We start from the raw sequence: 12,967 nt of genomic DNA, 5'->3' as shown, positions 1-12,967 counted from the left end.
GTACGACAGCGAGGGAGTGGGCCGGTGATCCACGGAAGGTATTTCGAGTTCAAGGGTCGTCCCGCCGTGCGGTTCCGGTGCACGTACCCGTTCCCCGTCCCGAGGCTGTGGGAGGCGGTGTCGGAGCCCGACGAGCTCGCGCACTGGTTTCCGTCACGGGTCCGCCTCGACACCTACGCCGGCGGCGACATCGAGTTCTTCCCGGAGCCGCACAGCGACCCCGAGACGGGGACGGTCCTCGTCTACGGCGCCCCGTACACGCTCGCCTTCACGTGGGGCGGGGACGAGATCCACTTCGAGGTCGAGCCGACCGCGGACGGGTGCGCCCTGACGCTCGTCAACGTTCTCGAGGTCCGCAACACCGCAGCCAGGAACGCCGCCGGGTGGAGCGTCTGCCTCGCCGACCTCGACCGGCACCTCGACGGCTCCGACGCGCCCGGTCACCGTGGAGATGCGTCCGCGGACTGGCGGCCGTTCTATCAGACCTATTTGGGGGAGGGGATGCCGTCGGGTGCGCAGATCCCCGGGGAGCCCGCCTGACCGTGGCCGGCGGCGGTCCGGCGTCGAGGGCGTTCGAACAGGCTCTCCACGTCCGACGCCGGCTCGTCCGGCTCCTCGACCGCGATGTTCCCGCCGGTCCTCAGCCACCCGTTCCGCAGCGAAGATGTCAACCAGTTGTCCAGCGCGGCTTGGGTTTCGAACTTCAGCACGATCACGCAGACATCGGAGGTGCTGCTCTCCTTCAGCCATCCTCCGCCGAGGAATCCCGGAAACAGCCGGGCGAGCCCGAGTCCGGTCTGGATCCAGTCGGCGAACTCCTCGTCGCAGCCGGGAAGGACCCGGCGGACGATGGTCGTCGTGACGGACGCATCCACCGGCCCGGCTGTTCCGGCGCCCTCGGCCGCGTGCTCCATCGTTTCCTACCTCGGTTCCGCTCACCCCCGTGACACGTGCCACCTCAAACTACCAGCGGATACGACGTCACAGGTCGTAGAAGGGTGCGGCGTACCTGAACGTGCCGGTGATGCTCGGATTCCAGCGTGCGAGCCGGCGGACCTGGAAGTGGGACGACCACGAGGGCTGGTCCGGCTCGATCCCGACCGACGTTCCGGAGACGAAGCCGAACCGCGGGTAGTAGTCGAGGTGACCGAGCAGTGCCACCAGGGGTTCGTCCCTGGCGTCGGCGCCGCCGAGCGCGGCGTGCATCAGTGCCGAACCCACGCCGTCGCGCTGGACGTCGGGGAGCACGCCGATCGGGCCGAGCGCGAGTACGTCCGTGGAGTCGACGGTCGCGCGGGTCAGGCACACGTGGCCGGCGACGGACCCCGCCAGTTCGGCGACGAGGGACAGTTGCGGAATCCACGCGTCGCTCGACCGCAATCGGGTCACGAGGCCGACCTCGAGGGGTGCGTCGCCGTCGAAGGCCTGCCGGTGCACCTCCGCCACCGCGTCGATGTCGCCCGGATTCTCGCGTCTGATCAGCATGCGGACAGAGTGTATCGACGGGCCCGCGGCCGCAACGGATTTCTGACGGCGCCCGTTGTCCGGCCGGTAGCGGTGGACGGAAAGCGTTCTCCAATTGTGACCGTGTGACGATTCGGGCCGAATGAATTTCCGAACGATCGATAGCAGTATGGGCAGAACGTGAGTCGAGCGAAGGGCAACGGGAATCGGGGTGCGGGTGGTCGAGGCCAGGGTGGTCGGATACAGTTGCGGTGTGCAACACAACGAGGTCGAGCCGGAGGAAACGTCCGCGTCGGGCGTGGTGGCCGTCCATGACGAACTCGTCCGCCTCGTCCGTCAACTGGTTGCCGATGACCGTCCTCCCGTCGGATCCCCGACGTTCGCTCAACATTCGCTGCTCTCCTTCGTCGCCCGCAATCCGGGATGCCGGGCCACCCAGATCTCGGACGCATTCGGCGTGCACCGCTCCACGGTGTCGCGTCAACTCCGGGGCTGCATCGACGAGGGGTGGGTGCACGCCGAGCCGGGACCACTCCGCAGCGGTCATCCGTTGAGCCTCACCGACGGCGGCGTCGCGGTGCTGGCCGGCGCCGACGCACGCCGCGTGGAGGAAGTCCGCGACCGGGTGGCCACGTGGTCGGACAGCGAAATCGCCGCGTTCGCACGGCACCTCCGGAAATTCCGCCAGGGCGGCGACACAGACCACGACAGCATCGGAGACGACACCCGTGCGTGAGTACACCAGCGCCCCGACGTTCACCGTCTCCGACCACGAGAACGCCGTGCTGAGGGTGTTCGCGCACGCCGAGAGCCATCCGGATCGGGTGATGTACACGCGTCCGGAGTCCGGCGGGTGGGTCGACGTGACGGCCAAGGACTTCGGTGCGCTCGTCATCGGGGCCGCGAAGGGGTTGATCGCCAACGGTGTCCAGCCCGGCGACCGCGTGGCACTGCTGTCGTCGACGAGATTCGAATGGTCGCTGCTCGACTACGCGATCTGGGCGGCGGGCGCCGCGTCCGTCCCGATCTACGACTCGTCCTCGCACGATCAGATCCGGTGGATCATCGAGGATTCGGGGGCGGTCGCCGCGCTCGTGGAGACTCCGGCCCACGCGTCGAGTTTCGAGGGCGACGGCATCCCCTACACGCTGAAGCGCATCCTCACCATCGACGAGGACGCGGTGGGCACGCTCATCAAGGACGGATTGTCCATCGACGATTCCGAGGTGTTCAAACGCGTAGTGGCGCTGACCGCCAACGATCTCGCCTCGCTCGTGTACACGTCCGGGACCACGGGCCGTCCCAAGGGCTGCATCCTCACCCACCGGAACTTCCTGTCGGAGGTGCGGGCGTTGCTCGCGGCACCGATCGGTGACGTCGCACGGCCCGGCAACCGCGTCCTCACGTTCCTTCCGCTGGCGCACGTGCTGGCGCGCGCAGTGTCGCTGGCGATGTTCGAGGCCGGCGCGACGCAGGCACACTGGTCCGACTTCGGCACGGTCACGGGCGAATTCGAACGTTTCCGGCCCAACACCATTCTCGGTGTACCCCGCGTGTTCGAGAAGGTGCGGGACGGTGCGGCGCGCAAGGCGGCGTCGGCGGGCGGCCTGCAGAAGCGGATCTTCGACTTCGCCGAAGCCACGGCGGTGGCGTACAGCGAGGCCCAGGACACGGGCGGTCCGTCGCTGCGGCTCCGGCTCGAGCGTGCGCTCGCCGACAAACTCGTCTACGCGAAACTCCGCGCAGCACTGGGCGGCGACTGCTGGTGGGCGATCTCCGGCGGCGGCGCCCTCATGCCGAGGCTCGGTCACTTCTTCCGCGGCATGGGTGTTCCGGTCTACGAGGGTTACGGTCTCACCGAATCGACTGCCGCGCACTGCGTGAACGTTCCCGGCGCCCAGAAGATGGGAACGGTCGGTCAGCCACTGGGCGGCAACAGCGTGCGCATCGCCGAAGACGGTGAGATCGAACTGCGCGGCGGCGTCGTGTTCGGCGGTTACTGGCGCAACGAACACGCCACCCGGGACGTGCTGAACGACGGCTGGTTCCGCACCGGCGATCTCGGCGACCTGGACGACGAGGGCTACCTCACCATCACCGGCCGCAAGAAGGATCTGCTGATCACCGCCGGCGGCAAGAATGTGTCGCCGGGGCCTCTCGAAGACCGGCTTCGCTCGCACACCCTCGTCTCGCAGGCGGTCGTGGTGGGCGACGGCCGCCCGTTCATCGGTGCCCTGCTGACCGTCGATCCGCAGGAATTCGACAAGTGGAAGTCCGCGCACGGCAAGCCGTCCGACGCCACGGCGGCGGACCTGCGCGACGACGAGGAGCTGCGCGGGGACCTGCAGGACGCGGTGGACGACGCGAACACCACCGTCTCCCACACGGAGTCGATCAAACGGTTCGTCGTCCTCGGCCGCGACCTCACGGAGGCCGACGGGGAGCTGACCGCCACCCTGAAGATCAAGCGTCCCGTGGTGACCGAGCGCTTCGCCGACGACATCGCGAGCCTGTACCGGCGGGGCTGACCCGTTACGGTGGCGGCATGACAACAGCTTTCGTTCTGTCGGGTGGGGCGAGCCTCGGTGCCCTCGAGGTCGGCATGTTGCAGACCCTGATCGGCAGGGGAATTCGGCCGGACCTCGTCGTCGGCACGTCCGTCGGCGCGCTCAACGGTGCCTGGCTCGCCGGCGGCTCCTCCGATGCAGATCTGCGTGAACTCGCAGACCTGTGGCGTGGTCTCACCCGCAGTGCGGTGTTCCCCACCGGACTGCTTACCGGATTCACCGGTTTCGTCGGCCTCCGGAACCATCTGGTGTCCAACCGCGCCATCCGGAGGCTGCTGGAGCAGAATCTCCGGTTCGAACGGATGGAAGACGCGCCCATCCCGCTGCACGTCATCGCCGCCGACGTGCTGACCGGGAAGGACGTCCGGCTGTCGACGGGGCCGGCCGTCGACGCCGTGACCGCCAGCGCGGCGCTGCCCGGCATCCTCCCACCCGTGGTGATCGACGGCCGGGCGCTGATGGACGGCGGGGTCGTCGACAACACGCCCATTTCCCATGCCATCGAGTTGGGGGCCACGACCGTGTGGGTACTCCCGACCGGATATGCGTGCACCCTGTCGAAGGTCCCCGGAAGTGCCCTGGGCATGGGGTTGCTCGGTGTGACCCTCGCGATCAATCAGCGGCTCGCCCTCGACATCGAGCGGTACGAGAGCGTCGCCGACATCCGGGTGGTTCCCCCGCTGTGCCCACTGGACACGAGTCCCGCCGATTTCGGCGACGCCGACGAGCTGATCACGCGAGCTCGGGAGCAGACCGCGAAGTGGCTCGACGAGGCGCGGGTCGTCGAGGTCGGTCAGGCCGATCTGCTGTTGCCGCACGTGCACGGATAACCGTCAGCGGCATCCCGTGGGCGCCGGCACGCCGGCCAGTCGTTCGTCGATCCAGCGCACCACCTCGGGCAGCGCGAACACGGCCGCGGTGAGGTGCTCGCCGAACTGTGGGGCGTAGGTGACGTCGCCGCCACCGCGGCACCACTCCTGCTGCAGCGTGATCACCCCCTCCTCCGGAATCCATTCGTCGCCGAGGAACACTCGCGACGACCCGTGATACAGCAGCACAGGCGTGACCGGGGTGAGCGCGCCCATCCTGTTCTCGGCGACCACCGTTCGGGCCGTGGGATCGCCGAACGGGTCGGGTACGGCCGCGAACAGTTCGGCGGGAAGCAACGCGATCCCGGCCGGTGCGAGGGCCAGGATGCACTGGTCCTTCAGCGGGGACGTCGCCAGCAGCACACCGAGCGGATTCGCCAATGTCAGCATCTCCGGATATTCGCGGGCGAGCCCGAGGACAGCGGACAGGTACAGACCCGAACCGAGCTGGCTGTTCATCGTCCTGCGCAGCAAACCGAAATCGGCGGGGATGCCGCCCGCGGCGGCGCCGGCGAGTTCGACGTCCGGCGCGTACGACGGTTGCAGTTGCGCCGCCCAGCCGGTGGCGATCGCACCACCGCTGTAACCCGTCGCGACGACCGGACTGTCGGAGAGCCCGAGGCCGGGCAGACGCTTCATGCCGCGGATGCTGTCGAGCACGGCATGACCGGCCATTCGTCCGGCGCTGTACGCCATCCGCGGCCCCTCGTGGTCGGGCACGAGCACCGCGTAGTTCTTCGCGAGGAACAGCGACAGCACCGGTGGGATGTCCAGGTCCAGGGTCTGCCAGTCGTGCACCATCTTGTAGGACGGGGTGCACCGGGCGCCCAGGGAGTCGATGGGCATGTTGTAGGCGACCACCGGTCTCGGTTCCGTCGCCGTCCACGCCGCGGTCGGTACAAGGACTGTCGCGGTCACCGGCACGGGACGGTGCTTGGAATCGTTGGAACGCACCATGATCTGGTGAGCCCGGTGCGGCACCAGTGTGTTCGGGAACGCCCGGAGCGTCACTTCCCGCGAGCGGATGATCTCACCGGCGTCGAACTCCGCGACATTCGGCGGCCACGCGAAGAAGTCGTCGTCCAGAATGGGGGACGGGAGAATGGATTCGGCGCCCAGGGGCTGGGCGGCGACACGTGGGGGATGGGCGCAGACGAACGCGGCCGCGCAGGTGGAGAGTGTCATCAGGACCACTGCACGAAACAGCTTCATCGCTACCACCGCCTGAGGTAACTGTCCCAGAATGTAACTGTAACTCCAGTCACATCTTCGCAGATCGACACAGGTACAGCGGTGGTTTGTTTTCGTCGCGGGGTGGTTACTGTGTGTGCATGGCGGTCACCGTGGAGCGGGCAGTACTCGAGCAGGCTGAAGACATCGTTCAGATGCACTGGGACGCTGAGGATTGGATCCTGGCAAGGGAACTCGACGCACCCGCCCGGGGTGAGGTGTCGCTCGCCGACGTTCGTGAACAGATCGAGTTCGGGGAATGGCGTGTCGCGCTGTTCGCGGGAATCGTGGTGGGGGCACTGCGGGTGCTGCGGTCCGACCCCGACGTGTGGATCGAGGACGACATACCGGCCGCCTACGTGGCCCGGGTCATGACCGACCGCCGGCACGCCAGCGCGGGACTCGGCGCCCAGTTGCTCCGGTGGGTCGACGAGCACGCCCGCTCCGAGGACGCGTCCGTCGTCCGGCTCGAGTGCGTCGAAACCAACGCCCGGCTACGCGACTACTACGAGGAGCAGGGTTTCTTCCTGGTGGGTCGCAGGGACTTCGACGTGGAGTGGCCGAGCGTCGTGCTCATGGAGAAATCCCTGCGCTGACCGTTCACAGCGGGTCGAGGATGCGGTGCAGGAACTGGCGCAGTCTCGGCCCGGTCGGGTTGGCGAGTACGTCTCTCGGTGTGCCGCGTTCGAGTACGACACCGTTGTCGACGAACAACACCTGGTCGGCCACCTGCTGCGCGAACCGGATCTCGTGGGTGACGATCACCATCGTCCAGCCCTCGGTCGCGAGATCCCGGATCACCCGCAACACCTCGCCGACCAGTTCGGGGTCGAGTGCGGACGTGGGCTCGTCGAACAACATCAGTTTCGGTTTCAGGGCGAGCGCCCGGGCGATACCGACCCTCTGCTGCTGACCGCCCGACAGCTGGTACGGGTACTGGTCCGCCTTCTCCGCCAGGCCGACCTGGGTGAGCAACCGCATCGCGTCCGCGCGCGCCTCGTCCTTGGGGCGTTTCTGCACCACAATCGGCCCCTCGGTGACGTTCTGGATCACCGTCTTGTGCGGAAACAGGTTGTGGGCCTGGAACACCATGCCGCTCTGCCCGCGGAACGCGGCCAGCGTCGACCGGTCCACCTTGGCGCCGAAGTCCACGGACACGTCGCCGATGGAGATCGTCCCGCGGTCCGCCACGTCGAGGGCGTTGAGGGTGCGCAGCACCGTCGTCTTGCCGGAGCCCGACGGCCCGATGATGACGGTCACCGTTCCGGCCCCGACGTCGAAGCTGATGTCGCGCAGGACGTGATGGTCGCCGAACGACTTCTCGACGCCGGATACCTGAAGCAGGGGAGGGGTGCCGGTCATTTGGCCACATACCTGTCGAGTCGGGCTTCGAGCCGGCCCTGGACGGCCGACAGGAAGATGCAGATCACCCAGTAGTACAGCGCGGCGACGCTGTAGAGGGCGAAGAAGTCGAATGTCGGCGCGGCGGCGAGCTGGGCGACGCGCAGCAGTTCGGTCACCAGGATCGTCGATGCCAGCGAGGTGTCTTTCACCAGCGAGATGAGTGTGTTGGACAGCGGCGGCACCGCGACCCGTGCGGCCTGCGGCAGGACGATCCGCTGCAGTGTGGTGGTGTACCCCATCCCGATGGTCTGCGCGGCTTCCCACTGCCCCTTGGGGATCGACAGGATCGCCGACCGGATCACCTCGGCGGCGTACCCGCCGACGTTGAGGCTGAACGCGATCACAGCCGCCGGGAAGGGGTCGAGAACCACGCCGAACTGGGGCAGCGCGTAGAACACGATGAACAGCTGCACCAGGAGCGGCGTGCCGCGGATGATGGACACGTAGAACCGGGCGATCACCGACAGCGGTCTGATCGACGAGATCCGGGCGAGCGCCATCAGCAACGCGATGACGAGCCCGATGGTGAAGCTGATGATCGTCAGCGGAATCGTCATGGTGACCGTGGCCTTCAGCATCGGCCACAGGTTGTCCAGGATCAGCTGGACTGTTGCGTCGTCCACAGGCAGGCTTTCAGTTGGTCGGTGCCGAGACGTCGGTGCCGAAGTACTTCTGCGAGATCTGGGCGAGCGTTCCGTCGGCGCGCAGTTCGTCCAAGGCCTTGTCGATGTCGGGCATCAGACCGCTGTCCTTGCGGGCCGCGAACGCCTGCTCGCTCGTGTCACCGGTTTCAGCGGCCACTTTCACACCGGTGTCGCTCGTCTGCTTCTGATATTCGGCGACGGCCAGATTGTCGTTGACGGTGGCGTCGACCCGGCCGTCCTTGAGCAGGGTGATGGCCTGCACGAAGCCCTCGACGGATTCGACGTTCGCGCCCGCGTCCCTGGCGACCTGCGCCCAGTTGCTCGTCGCGGACTGCGCCGTCGTCTTGCCGTTCAGGTCGGCGAGCGAGGTGATCGAGTTGTCGTCGGCGCGGGTGACGATCACACCCTCGGAGTAGGTGTACGGCGTCGACAGGTCGTACTTCTGGGTGCGTTCGTCGTTGACGGTCACCTGGTTGGCGACGAGATCGTAGCGTTTCGCTTCGAGGCCCGCGAAGATCGAGTCCCACGGTGTCTGCGTGAACTCGACGGAGACGCCGAGTTTGTCACCGACCGCGCGGATGACATCCACGTCGTACCCGGTGAGCTGACCGTCGGGGCCCTGGTAGCTGAACGGTGTGTACGTGCCCTCGGTGCCGACCTTCAGGACCCCGGCCTCGCGAACCTGGTCGATGACCGGCCCCGAGTCGGAGTTCCCACACCCCGCCAGCGACAGCGCGGTCAGGACGGTGATCAGGACGGCCGGAAGTGTGCGTCGCACGGGGTTCCTCCTCTGTCGGCGGATCAGCTAACCGTACTGGTCGAACGCTACCCGGATAGGATCTTCCGGTCTCCTCAGGAAGTAGGTTTGTCTCCCCGTGCCCTCTCTCGCTCTCCGACGGCCGGTGTGGCTGCATCCGACGGTGTTTCGTATCGAGTCGTTGTCCGCGCTCGTCGTGGCGATGGCCCTCATCCCGGAAGCGTTGTCGTTCTCCATCATCGTGGGGGTCGATCCCCGGGTGGGCTTGTTCACCGCCGCGATCATGGCGATGACCATCGCATTCACCGGTGGGCGTCCCGCGATGATCTCGGCGGCCACCGGTTCGGTATCGCTGGTGCTGGCCCCGCTCATGGCGTCACACGGTTTGCAGTACCTCATTGCGGCCGTCTTCCTCGGCGGTGCGATGCAGATCCTCTTCGCCGTCCTCGGGGTGGCGCGGCTCATGCGGTTCCTGCCTCGCAGCGTGATGGTGGGGTTCTGCAACGCGCTGGGAATCCTGATCTTCGTGCACCAGTTCCCGTATCTGACGAATGTGCCGTGGGCGGTGTACGCGCTGCTCGCCGCCGGTCTGGCGCTGCTCGTGTGGATCCCGAAGCTGACCACGGCGGTGCCCGCCCCGCTGCTGGTGATCGTCGGTCTCACCGCGTTCACCGTCCTCGCCGGTGTCGCGGTGCCCACCGTCGGGGACCAGGGTGAACTGCCAGACGGACTGCCGACTCTGATCGGGTTGCCGGACGTTCCCCTCACCGTCGACACCCTGAAGATCATCGCGCCGTTCGCGCTGGCGATGGCCGTCGTCGGACTGCTCGAATCGCTGATGAGCGCCAAGCTCGTGGACTCCGTCACCGATACGCACTCGGACAAGACGCGGGAGTCGTGGGGGCAGGGCGTCGCGAACATCGTGACCGGTCTCTTCGGCGGCATGGGCGGGTGCGCACTGATCGGGCAGACCATCATCAACGTCAAGACCGGTGGTGCGCGAACCCGGTTGTCGACGTTCCTGTCCGGTGCGTTTCTGCTGATTCTCGTGGTCGGGCTCGGCGACGTGGTGGGGACCATTCCGATGGCGGCGCTCGTCGCCGTGATGGTGCTGGTGGCCGCCACGACCTTCGACTGGCACAGCGTCCGCACGCTTCGGCGGATGCCGCTGAGCGAGACGATGGTGATGCTCAGCACCGTGGCGGGCACCCTGGCCACCGACAACCTCGCGATCGGTGTGGGTGTCGGCGTGCTGGTGGCGATGGTTCTGTTCGCACGCCGGGTAGCCCACATGGTGGACGTGCGCGGCGAACTCGACGGCGACGTGAAGATGTACCGGGTGAGCGGTCAGCTCTTCTTCGCCTCGTCCAACGACCTCGTGTTCTCGTTCGACTACGCCGACGACCCCGGCCGCGTCGTGATCGATCTGTCGGGCGCCACCATCTGGGACGCGTCCACCGTGGCCGCGCTCGATGGCATCACCACCAAGTACGCGAGCCGCGGCACCGATGTCACCGTGGAGGGCCTGAACCCGGTCAGCGAGGAGCGGTACCGCAGGCTGACCGGCCGGCTGGGCGACTAGCCCGCGGTTTCCCGCAGGTACGCGAGGTCCTCGGCCAGCCCCTCGGACGGCGTCTCGAGGACGACGGGCGCATCGGCGGTGCGCACGACCTCGGCGAGCAGTTCGGCGTCGATGGTTCCCTCGGCGAGGTTGGCGTGCCGGTCGCGGGCCGAGTTGAACTCGTCGCGGGAGTTGTTGAGGTGCACCAGGTCGATGCGTCCGGTGATGGCCTTGATGCGTTCGACGACACCGACCAGTTCCTCGCCGCCCGCCCACGCGTGACAGGTGTCGAGGCAGAATCCGGCGCCGAAATCGCCGACCTCCTGCCACAGCCGGTCGATGGCGTCGAAGTGCCGTGCCATCGCGAAGTCGCCGCCTGCCGTGTTCTCGATCAGGATGGGGACCGGGAATCCGCCCTTGTCGGCCTGGCGTTCGAAGAGTTTGCGCCAGTTGACGATCCCTGCGTTCACGTCCTCGCCGTCGCGGACGTGCCCGCCGTGGACCACCAGGCCGAACGCGCCGATGTCGGCGGCGGCCTGCGCCTGCTGCGCGACGGCGTTGCGGGACGGCATCCGGAGCCGATTGTTGAGGCTGGCCACGTTGATCACGTACGACGAGTGCACGACGACGTCGATGGGACTGTTCCGGATCTCGTCGGTCCGCGGATGCGTCGGCGGTTTGTCCCACTTCTGTGGGTCCGTGAGGAACATCTGGATGACGTCGGCGCCGAGCCGTTCGCCGTATCCGATCGGATCTTCGTCCTGGCGGACGTGTGCTCCTATGCGCATGTATCCAGGGTAGGGGGTGGGTGTGACGAGGTGCCTTGTGCTTGTGTTCGCATGCTTAAAGCCGGAGGCCATCCATTTTCCGTTCTTCTCGCACCTTAAGCTTGCTATCGCAGTCATAGATATGGACTTCAAGACAGAATCGGCGCACACTGGCTTTAAGCATCCGTCGACAAGCATTGCACCGATCAGGGAGGCTTCATGGCAACCCCGCGCCGCCGCGAGCGAACCGAGACCGGCGGGGTCGCCGACGGGTTCGTGGCGCGGCGACATCAGCTCGGGCTGACGCAGGCGGAGCTGGCCGACCTGGCCGGGGTGTCGAGGTCCAGCGTGCAGTCGATCGAATCGGGTCGGGGGACCGTGCAACTGGATCTCGTCGACGCCGTCGCGGATGCGATGGGCTGCCGTCTGGCGCTCGTCACCCGCTCGGGCGTGGAGGTGGCGTCCTGATGGTCGAGAACCTCAGCAACGTCGACCGTGCCGACGTCTACAAGGGTGAGCGCCTCGCGGGCAGTCTCGCGCGGGAGGGCGGCGACGTCGTCTTCCGCTACGACGCCACGTACCTGCAGGACCCACGCGCCCCGCAGGTCGCGTGGACGATCCCCACGTCGTCGACCGAGGTGCGCGCGAGTGGGGGCAGCGTTCCGCCGTTCTTCGCGGGTCTCCTCCCGGAGGGAATCCGGCTGCGGGGTGCGGTGGCGGCCACCAAGACGTCCGAGGACGATCACCTCACGATCCTGATGGCGGTCGGGGCCGACACGATCGGCGACGTGCGCGTGCTTCCCGCCGGGGCGCCGCCGCCCGAGACCGCACCGGTGTTCGACCCCGACGCGGTCGAGCGCCAGGACCTGCGGGCGTTGTTCGAGCAGATGTCGGGGCACGAGGCGGTGAAACTGGACCCCACCTCGCTGCCCGGTGTGCAGGCGAAGGTGTCGGCTCAGATGTACTCGACGCCGATCGCGACCGACAAGGGTCCCGCCATCCTCAAACTCTCGCCACCGCAGGGATATCCGCAGTTGGTCGAGAACGAGCACTTCTTCATGGGACTCGCCGCAAAGTGCGGGTTGCCCGTCGCCGACCATCAGCTGGTGCGCGACGGGAAGGGCAATGCCGGTCTGCTCGTCGCCCGTTTCGACCGGCGGGTCGATCCGTCCGGCCGCGTCATCCGCACACCGCAGGAGGATGCGTGCCAGGTGATGGGGATGTTCCCCGCCGCCAAGTACCGGCTGAAGACCGAGAGCGTGATCACCGCACTCGCCGGCGTGTGTGAGCGCGGCGGCGGTTCGGCCCGGGTCGCCACCCTGGAGCTGCTTCGGCTGGTGGCCTATTCGTACGCGATCGGGAACGGTGACCTGCACGGCAAGAACTTCTCGGTGCAGCTCGCCGCATCGGGGTTGTGGAGTGTCACACCGGCCTACGACCTGCTGTGCACCCAGCCGTACCTCGGATGGCGCGACCCGATGGCCCTCGACTTCTACGGCAAGGCGAACAAGCTGAACCGCAGGCACTTCGTCGAGTCCGGCGGGCGGCTGGGTGTTCCCGAACGCGCGGTCACCAGAATGCTCGACGGCGTCCGCAAGGGCATCGGGCGTGGCATCGAGGAGATCGAGACGATCGGCTTCACCGCGAAGGAGAACGCCCAGCTGCGCACACTGATGGAACGGCGCTCGGACGAACTGGGCTGAG

At 67.3% G+C, this 12,967-nt stretch carries 15 protein-coding genes; 8 read left to right on the top strand and 7 right to left on the bottom strand.

The features are described from left to right. Positions 1 to 24 precede the first annotated feature (24 nt). A complete protein-coding gene (locus tag RHA1_RS09260; RefSeq protein WP_029539347.1) occupies positions 25 to 540 on the top strand; it encodes an SRPBCC family protein in 516 nt (171 codons plus the stop codon). Here RHA1_RS09260 and RHA1_RS09255 read toward each other — a convergent pair. After that, positions 486 to 914, bottom strand: a complete 429-nt coding sequence (locus RHA1_RS09255) for an antibiotic biosynthesis monooxygenase (protein WP_011594815.1) — start codon at positions 912 to 914, stop codon at positions 486 to 488. The two genes, RHA1_RS09260 and RHA1_RS09255, sit on opposite strands and share 55 nt — an antisense overlap. A 67-nt stretch (positions 915 to 981) precedes the next feature. Continuing rightward, the gene (locus RHA1_RS09250) at positions 982 to 1,485 is read right to left on the bottom strand and encodes a GNAT family N-acetyltransferase (RefSeq protein ID WP_011594814.1); all 504 of its coding nucleotides are present in this window, start codon (positions 1,483 to 1,485) and stop codon (positions 982 to 984) included. 190 nt (positions 1,486 to 1,675) lie between these two features. On the opposite strand from RHA1_RS09250, the gene RHA1_RS09245 reads away from it, so the two are divergent. Genes RHA1_RS09245 through RHA1_RS09235 form a run of 3 tightly spaced genes read left to right on the top strand, consistent with a single transcriptional unit; the run spans position 1,676 to position 4,861 of the window. Continuing rightward, on the top strand, positions 1,676 to 2,200 hold the full coding sequence (locus RHA1_RS09245) for a MarR family winged helix-turn-helix transcriptional regulator (RefSeq protein ID WP_011594813.1): 525 nt from the start codon (positions 1,676 to 1,678) through the stop codon (positions 2,198 to 2,200). Then, the gene (locus tag RHA1_RS09240; RefSeq protein ID WP_011594812.1) at positions 2,193 to 3,992 is read left to right on the top strand and encodes an AMP-dependent synthetase/ligase; all 1,800 of its coding nucleotides are present in this window, start codon (positions 2,193 to 2,195) and stop codon (positions 3,990 to 3,992) included. Before RHA1_RS09245 ends, RHA1_RS09240 begins: the two co-directional genes overlap by 8 nt. A 17-nt stretch (positions 3,993 to 4,009) precedes the next feature. Beyond that, a complete protein-coding gene (locus RHA1_RS09235) occupies positions 4,010 to 4,861 on the top strand; it encodes a patatin-like phospholipase family protein (protein WP_011594811.1) in 852 nt (283 codons plus the stop codon). 3 nt (positions 4,862 to 4,864) lie between these two features. Here the strand turns inward: RHA1_RS09235 and RHA1_RS09230 are convergent, their stop codons facing one another. Beyond that, on the bottom strand, positions 4,865 to 6,112 hold the full coding sequence (locus RHA1_RS09230) for a lipase family protein (protein ID WP_050787272.1): 1,248 nt from the start codon (positions 6,110 to 6,112) through the stop codon (positions 4,865 to 4,867). 119 nt (positions 6,113 to 6,231) lie between these two features. On the opposite strand from RHA1_RS09230, the gene RHA1_RS09225 reads away from it, so the two are divergent. Next, positions 6,232 to 6,726 (top strand): GNAT family N-acetyltransferase, encoded by a 495-nt coding sequence (locus RHA1_RS09225; RefSeq protein ID WP_037197085.1) that lies wholly within the window; start codon positions 6,232 to 6,234, stop codon positions 6,724 to 6,726. Positions 6,727 to 6,730: 4 nt separating this feature from the next. On the opposite strand, the gene RHA1_RS09220 is transcribed toward RHA1_RS09225, so the two are convergent. From RHA1_RS09220 to RHA1_RS09210, 3 genes are read right to left on the bottom strand one after another with little or no spacing between them, the layout of a single operon-like run. Next, positions 6,731 to 7,492, bottom strand: a complete 762-nt coding sequence (locus RHA1_RS09220) for an amino acid ABC transporter ATP-binding protein (RefSeq protein ID WP_009474600.1) — start codon at positions 7,490 to 7,492, stop codon at positions 6,731 to 6,733. Beyond that, positions 7,489 to 8,157 (bottom strand): amino acid ABC transporter permease, encoded by a 669-nt coding sequence (locus RHA1_RS09215; RefSeq protein WP_011594808.1) that lies wholly within the window; start codon positions 8,155 to 8,157, stop codon positions 7,489 to 7,491. Before RHA1_RS09215 ends, RHA1_RS09220 begins: the two co-directional genes overlap by 4 nt. Positions 8,158 to 8,167: 10 nt before the next feature. Continuing rightward, on the bottom strand, positions 8,168 to 8,956 hold the full coding sequence (locus tag RHA1_RS09210) for an amino acid ABC transporter substrate-binding protein (protein ID WP_011594807.1): 789 nt from the start codon (positions 8,954 to 8,956) through the stop codon (positions 8,168 to 8,170). 97 nt (positions 8,957 to 9,053) lie between these two features. Between RHA1_RS09210 and RHA1_RS09205 the strand changes: the two genes are divergently transcribed. Beyond that, complete coding sequence (locus tag RHA1_RS09205; RefSeq protein ID WP_011594806.1) at positions 9,054 to 10,517, top strand: SulP family inorganic anion transporter; 1,464 nt, start codon at positions 9,054 to 9,056, stop codon at positions 10,515 to 10,517. Here the strand turns inward: RHA1_RS09205 and RHA1_RS09200 are convergent. Further along, the gene (locus tag RHA1_RS09200) at positions 10,514 to 11,284 is read right to left on the bottom strand and encodes a deoxyribonuclease IV (protein ID WP_009474596.1); all 771 of its coding nucleotides are present in this window, start codon (positions 11,282 to 11,284) and stop codon (positions 10,514 to 10,516) included. The genes RHA1_RS09205 and RHA1_RS09200 overlap by 4 nt on opposite strands. 198 nt (positions 11,285 to 11,482) lie before the next feature. Between RHA1_RS09200 and relB the strand changes: the two genes are divergently transcribed. Then, a complete protein-coding gene (gene relB / locus RHA1_RS09195; protein WP_009474594.1) occupies positions 11,483 to 11,731 on the top strand; it encodes a type II toxin-antitoxin system RelB family anti-toxin in 249 nt (82 codons plus the stop codon). Further along, positions 11,731 to 12,966 (top strand): type II toxin-antitoxin system HipA family toxin, encoded by a 1,236-nt coding sequence (locus tag RHA1_RS09190; protein WP_011594805.1) that lies wholly within the window; start codon positions 11,731 to 11,733, stop codon positions 12,964 to 12,966. Before relB ends, RHA1_RS09190 begins: the two co-directional genes overlap by 1 nt. Position 12,967: the final 1 nt, after the last annotated feature.

Origin of the sequence: Rhodococcus jostii RHA1 (genome assembly GCF_000014565.1) — a bacterium.
Taxonomy (GTDB): Bacteria; Actinomycetota; Actinomycetes; order Mycobacteriales; family Mycobacteriaceae; genus Rhodococcus_F; species Rhodococcus_F jostii_A.
This window is presented reverse-complemented; position numbering and strand designations above follow the sequence as displayed.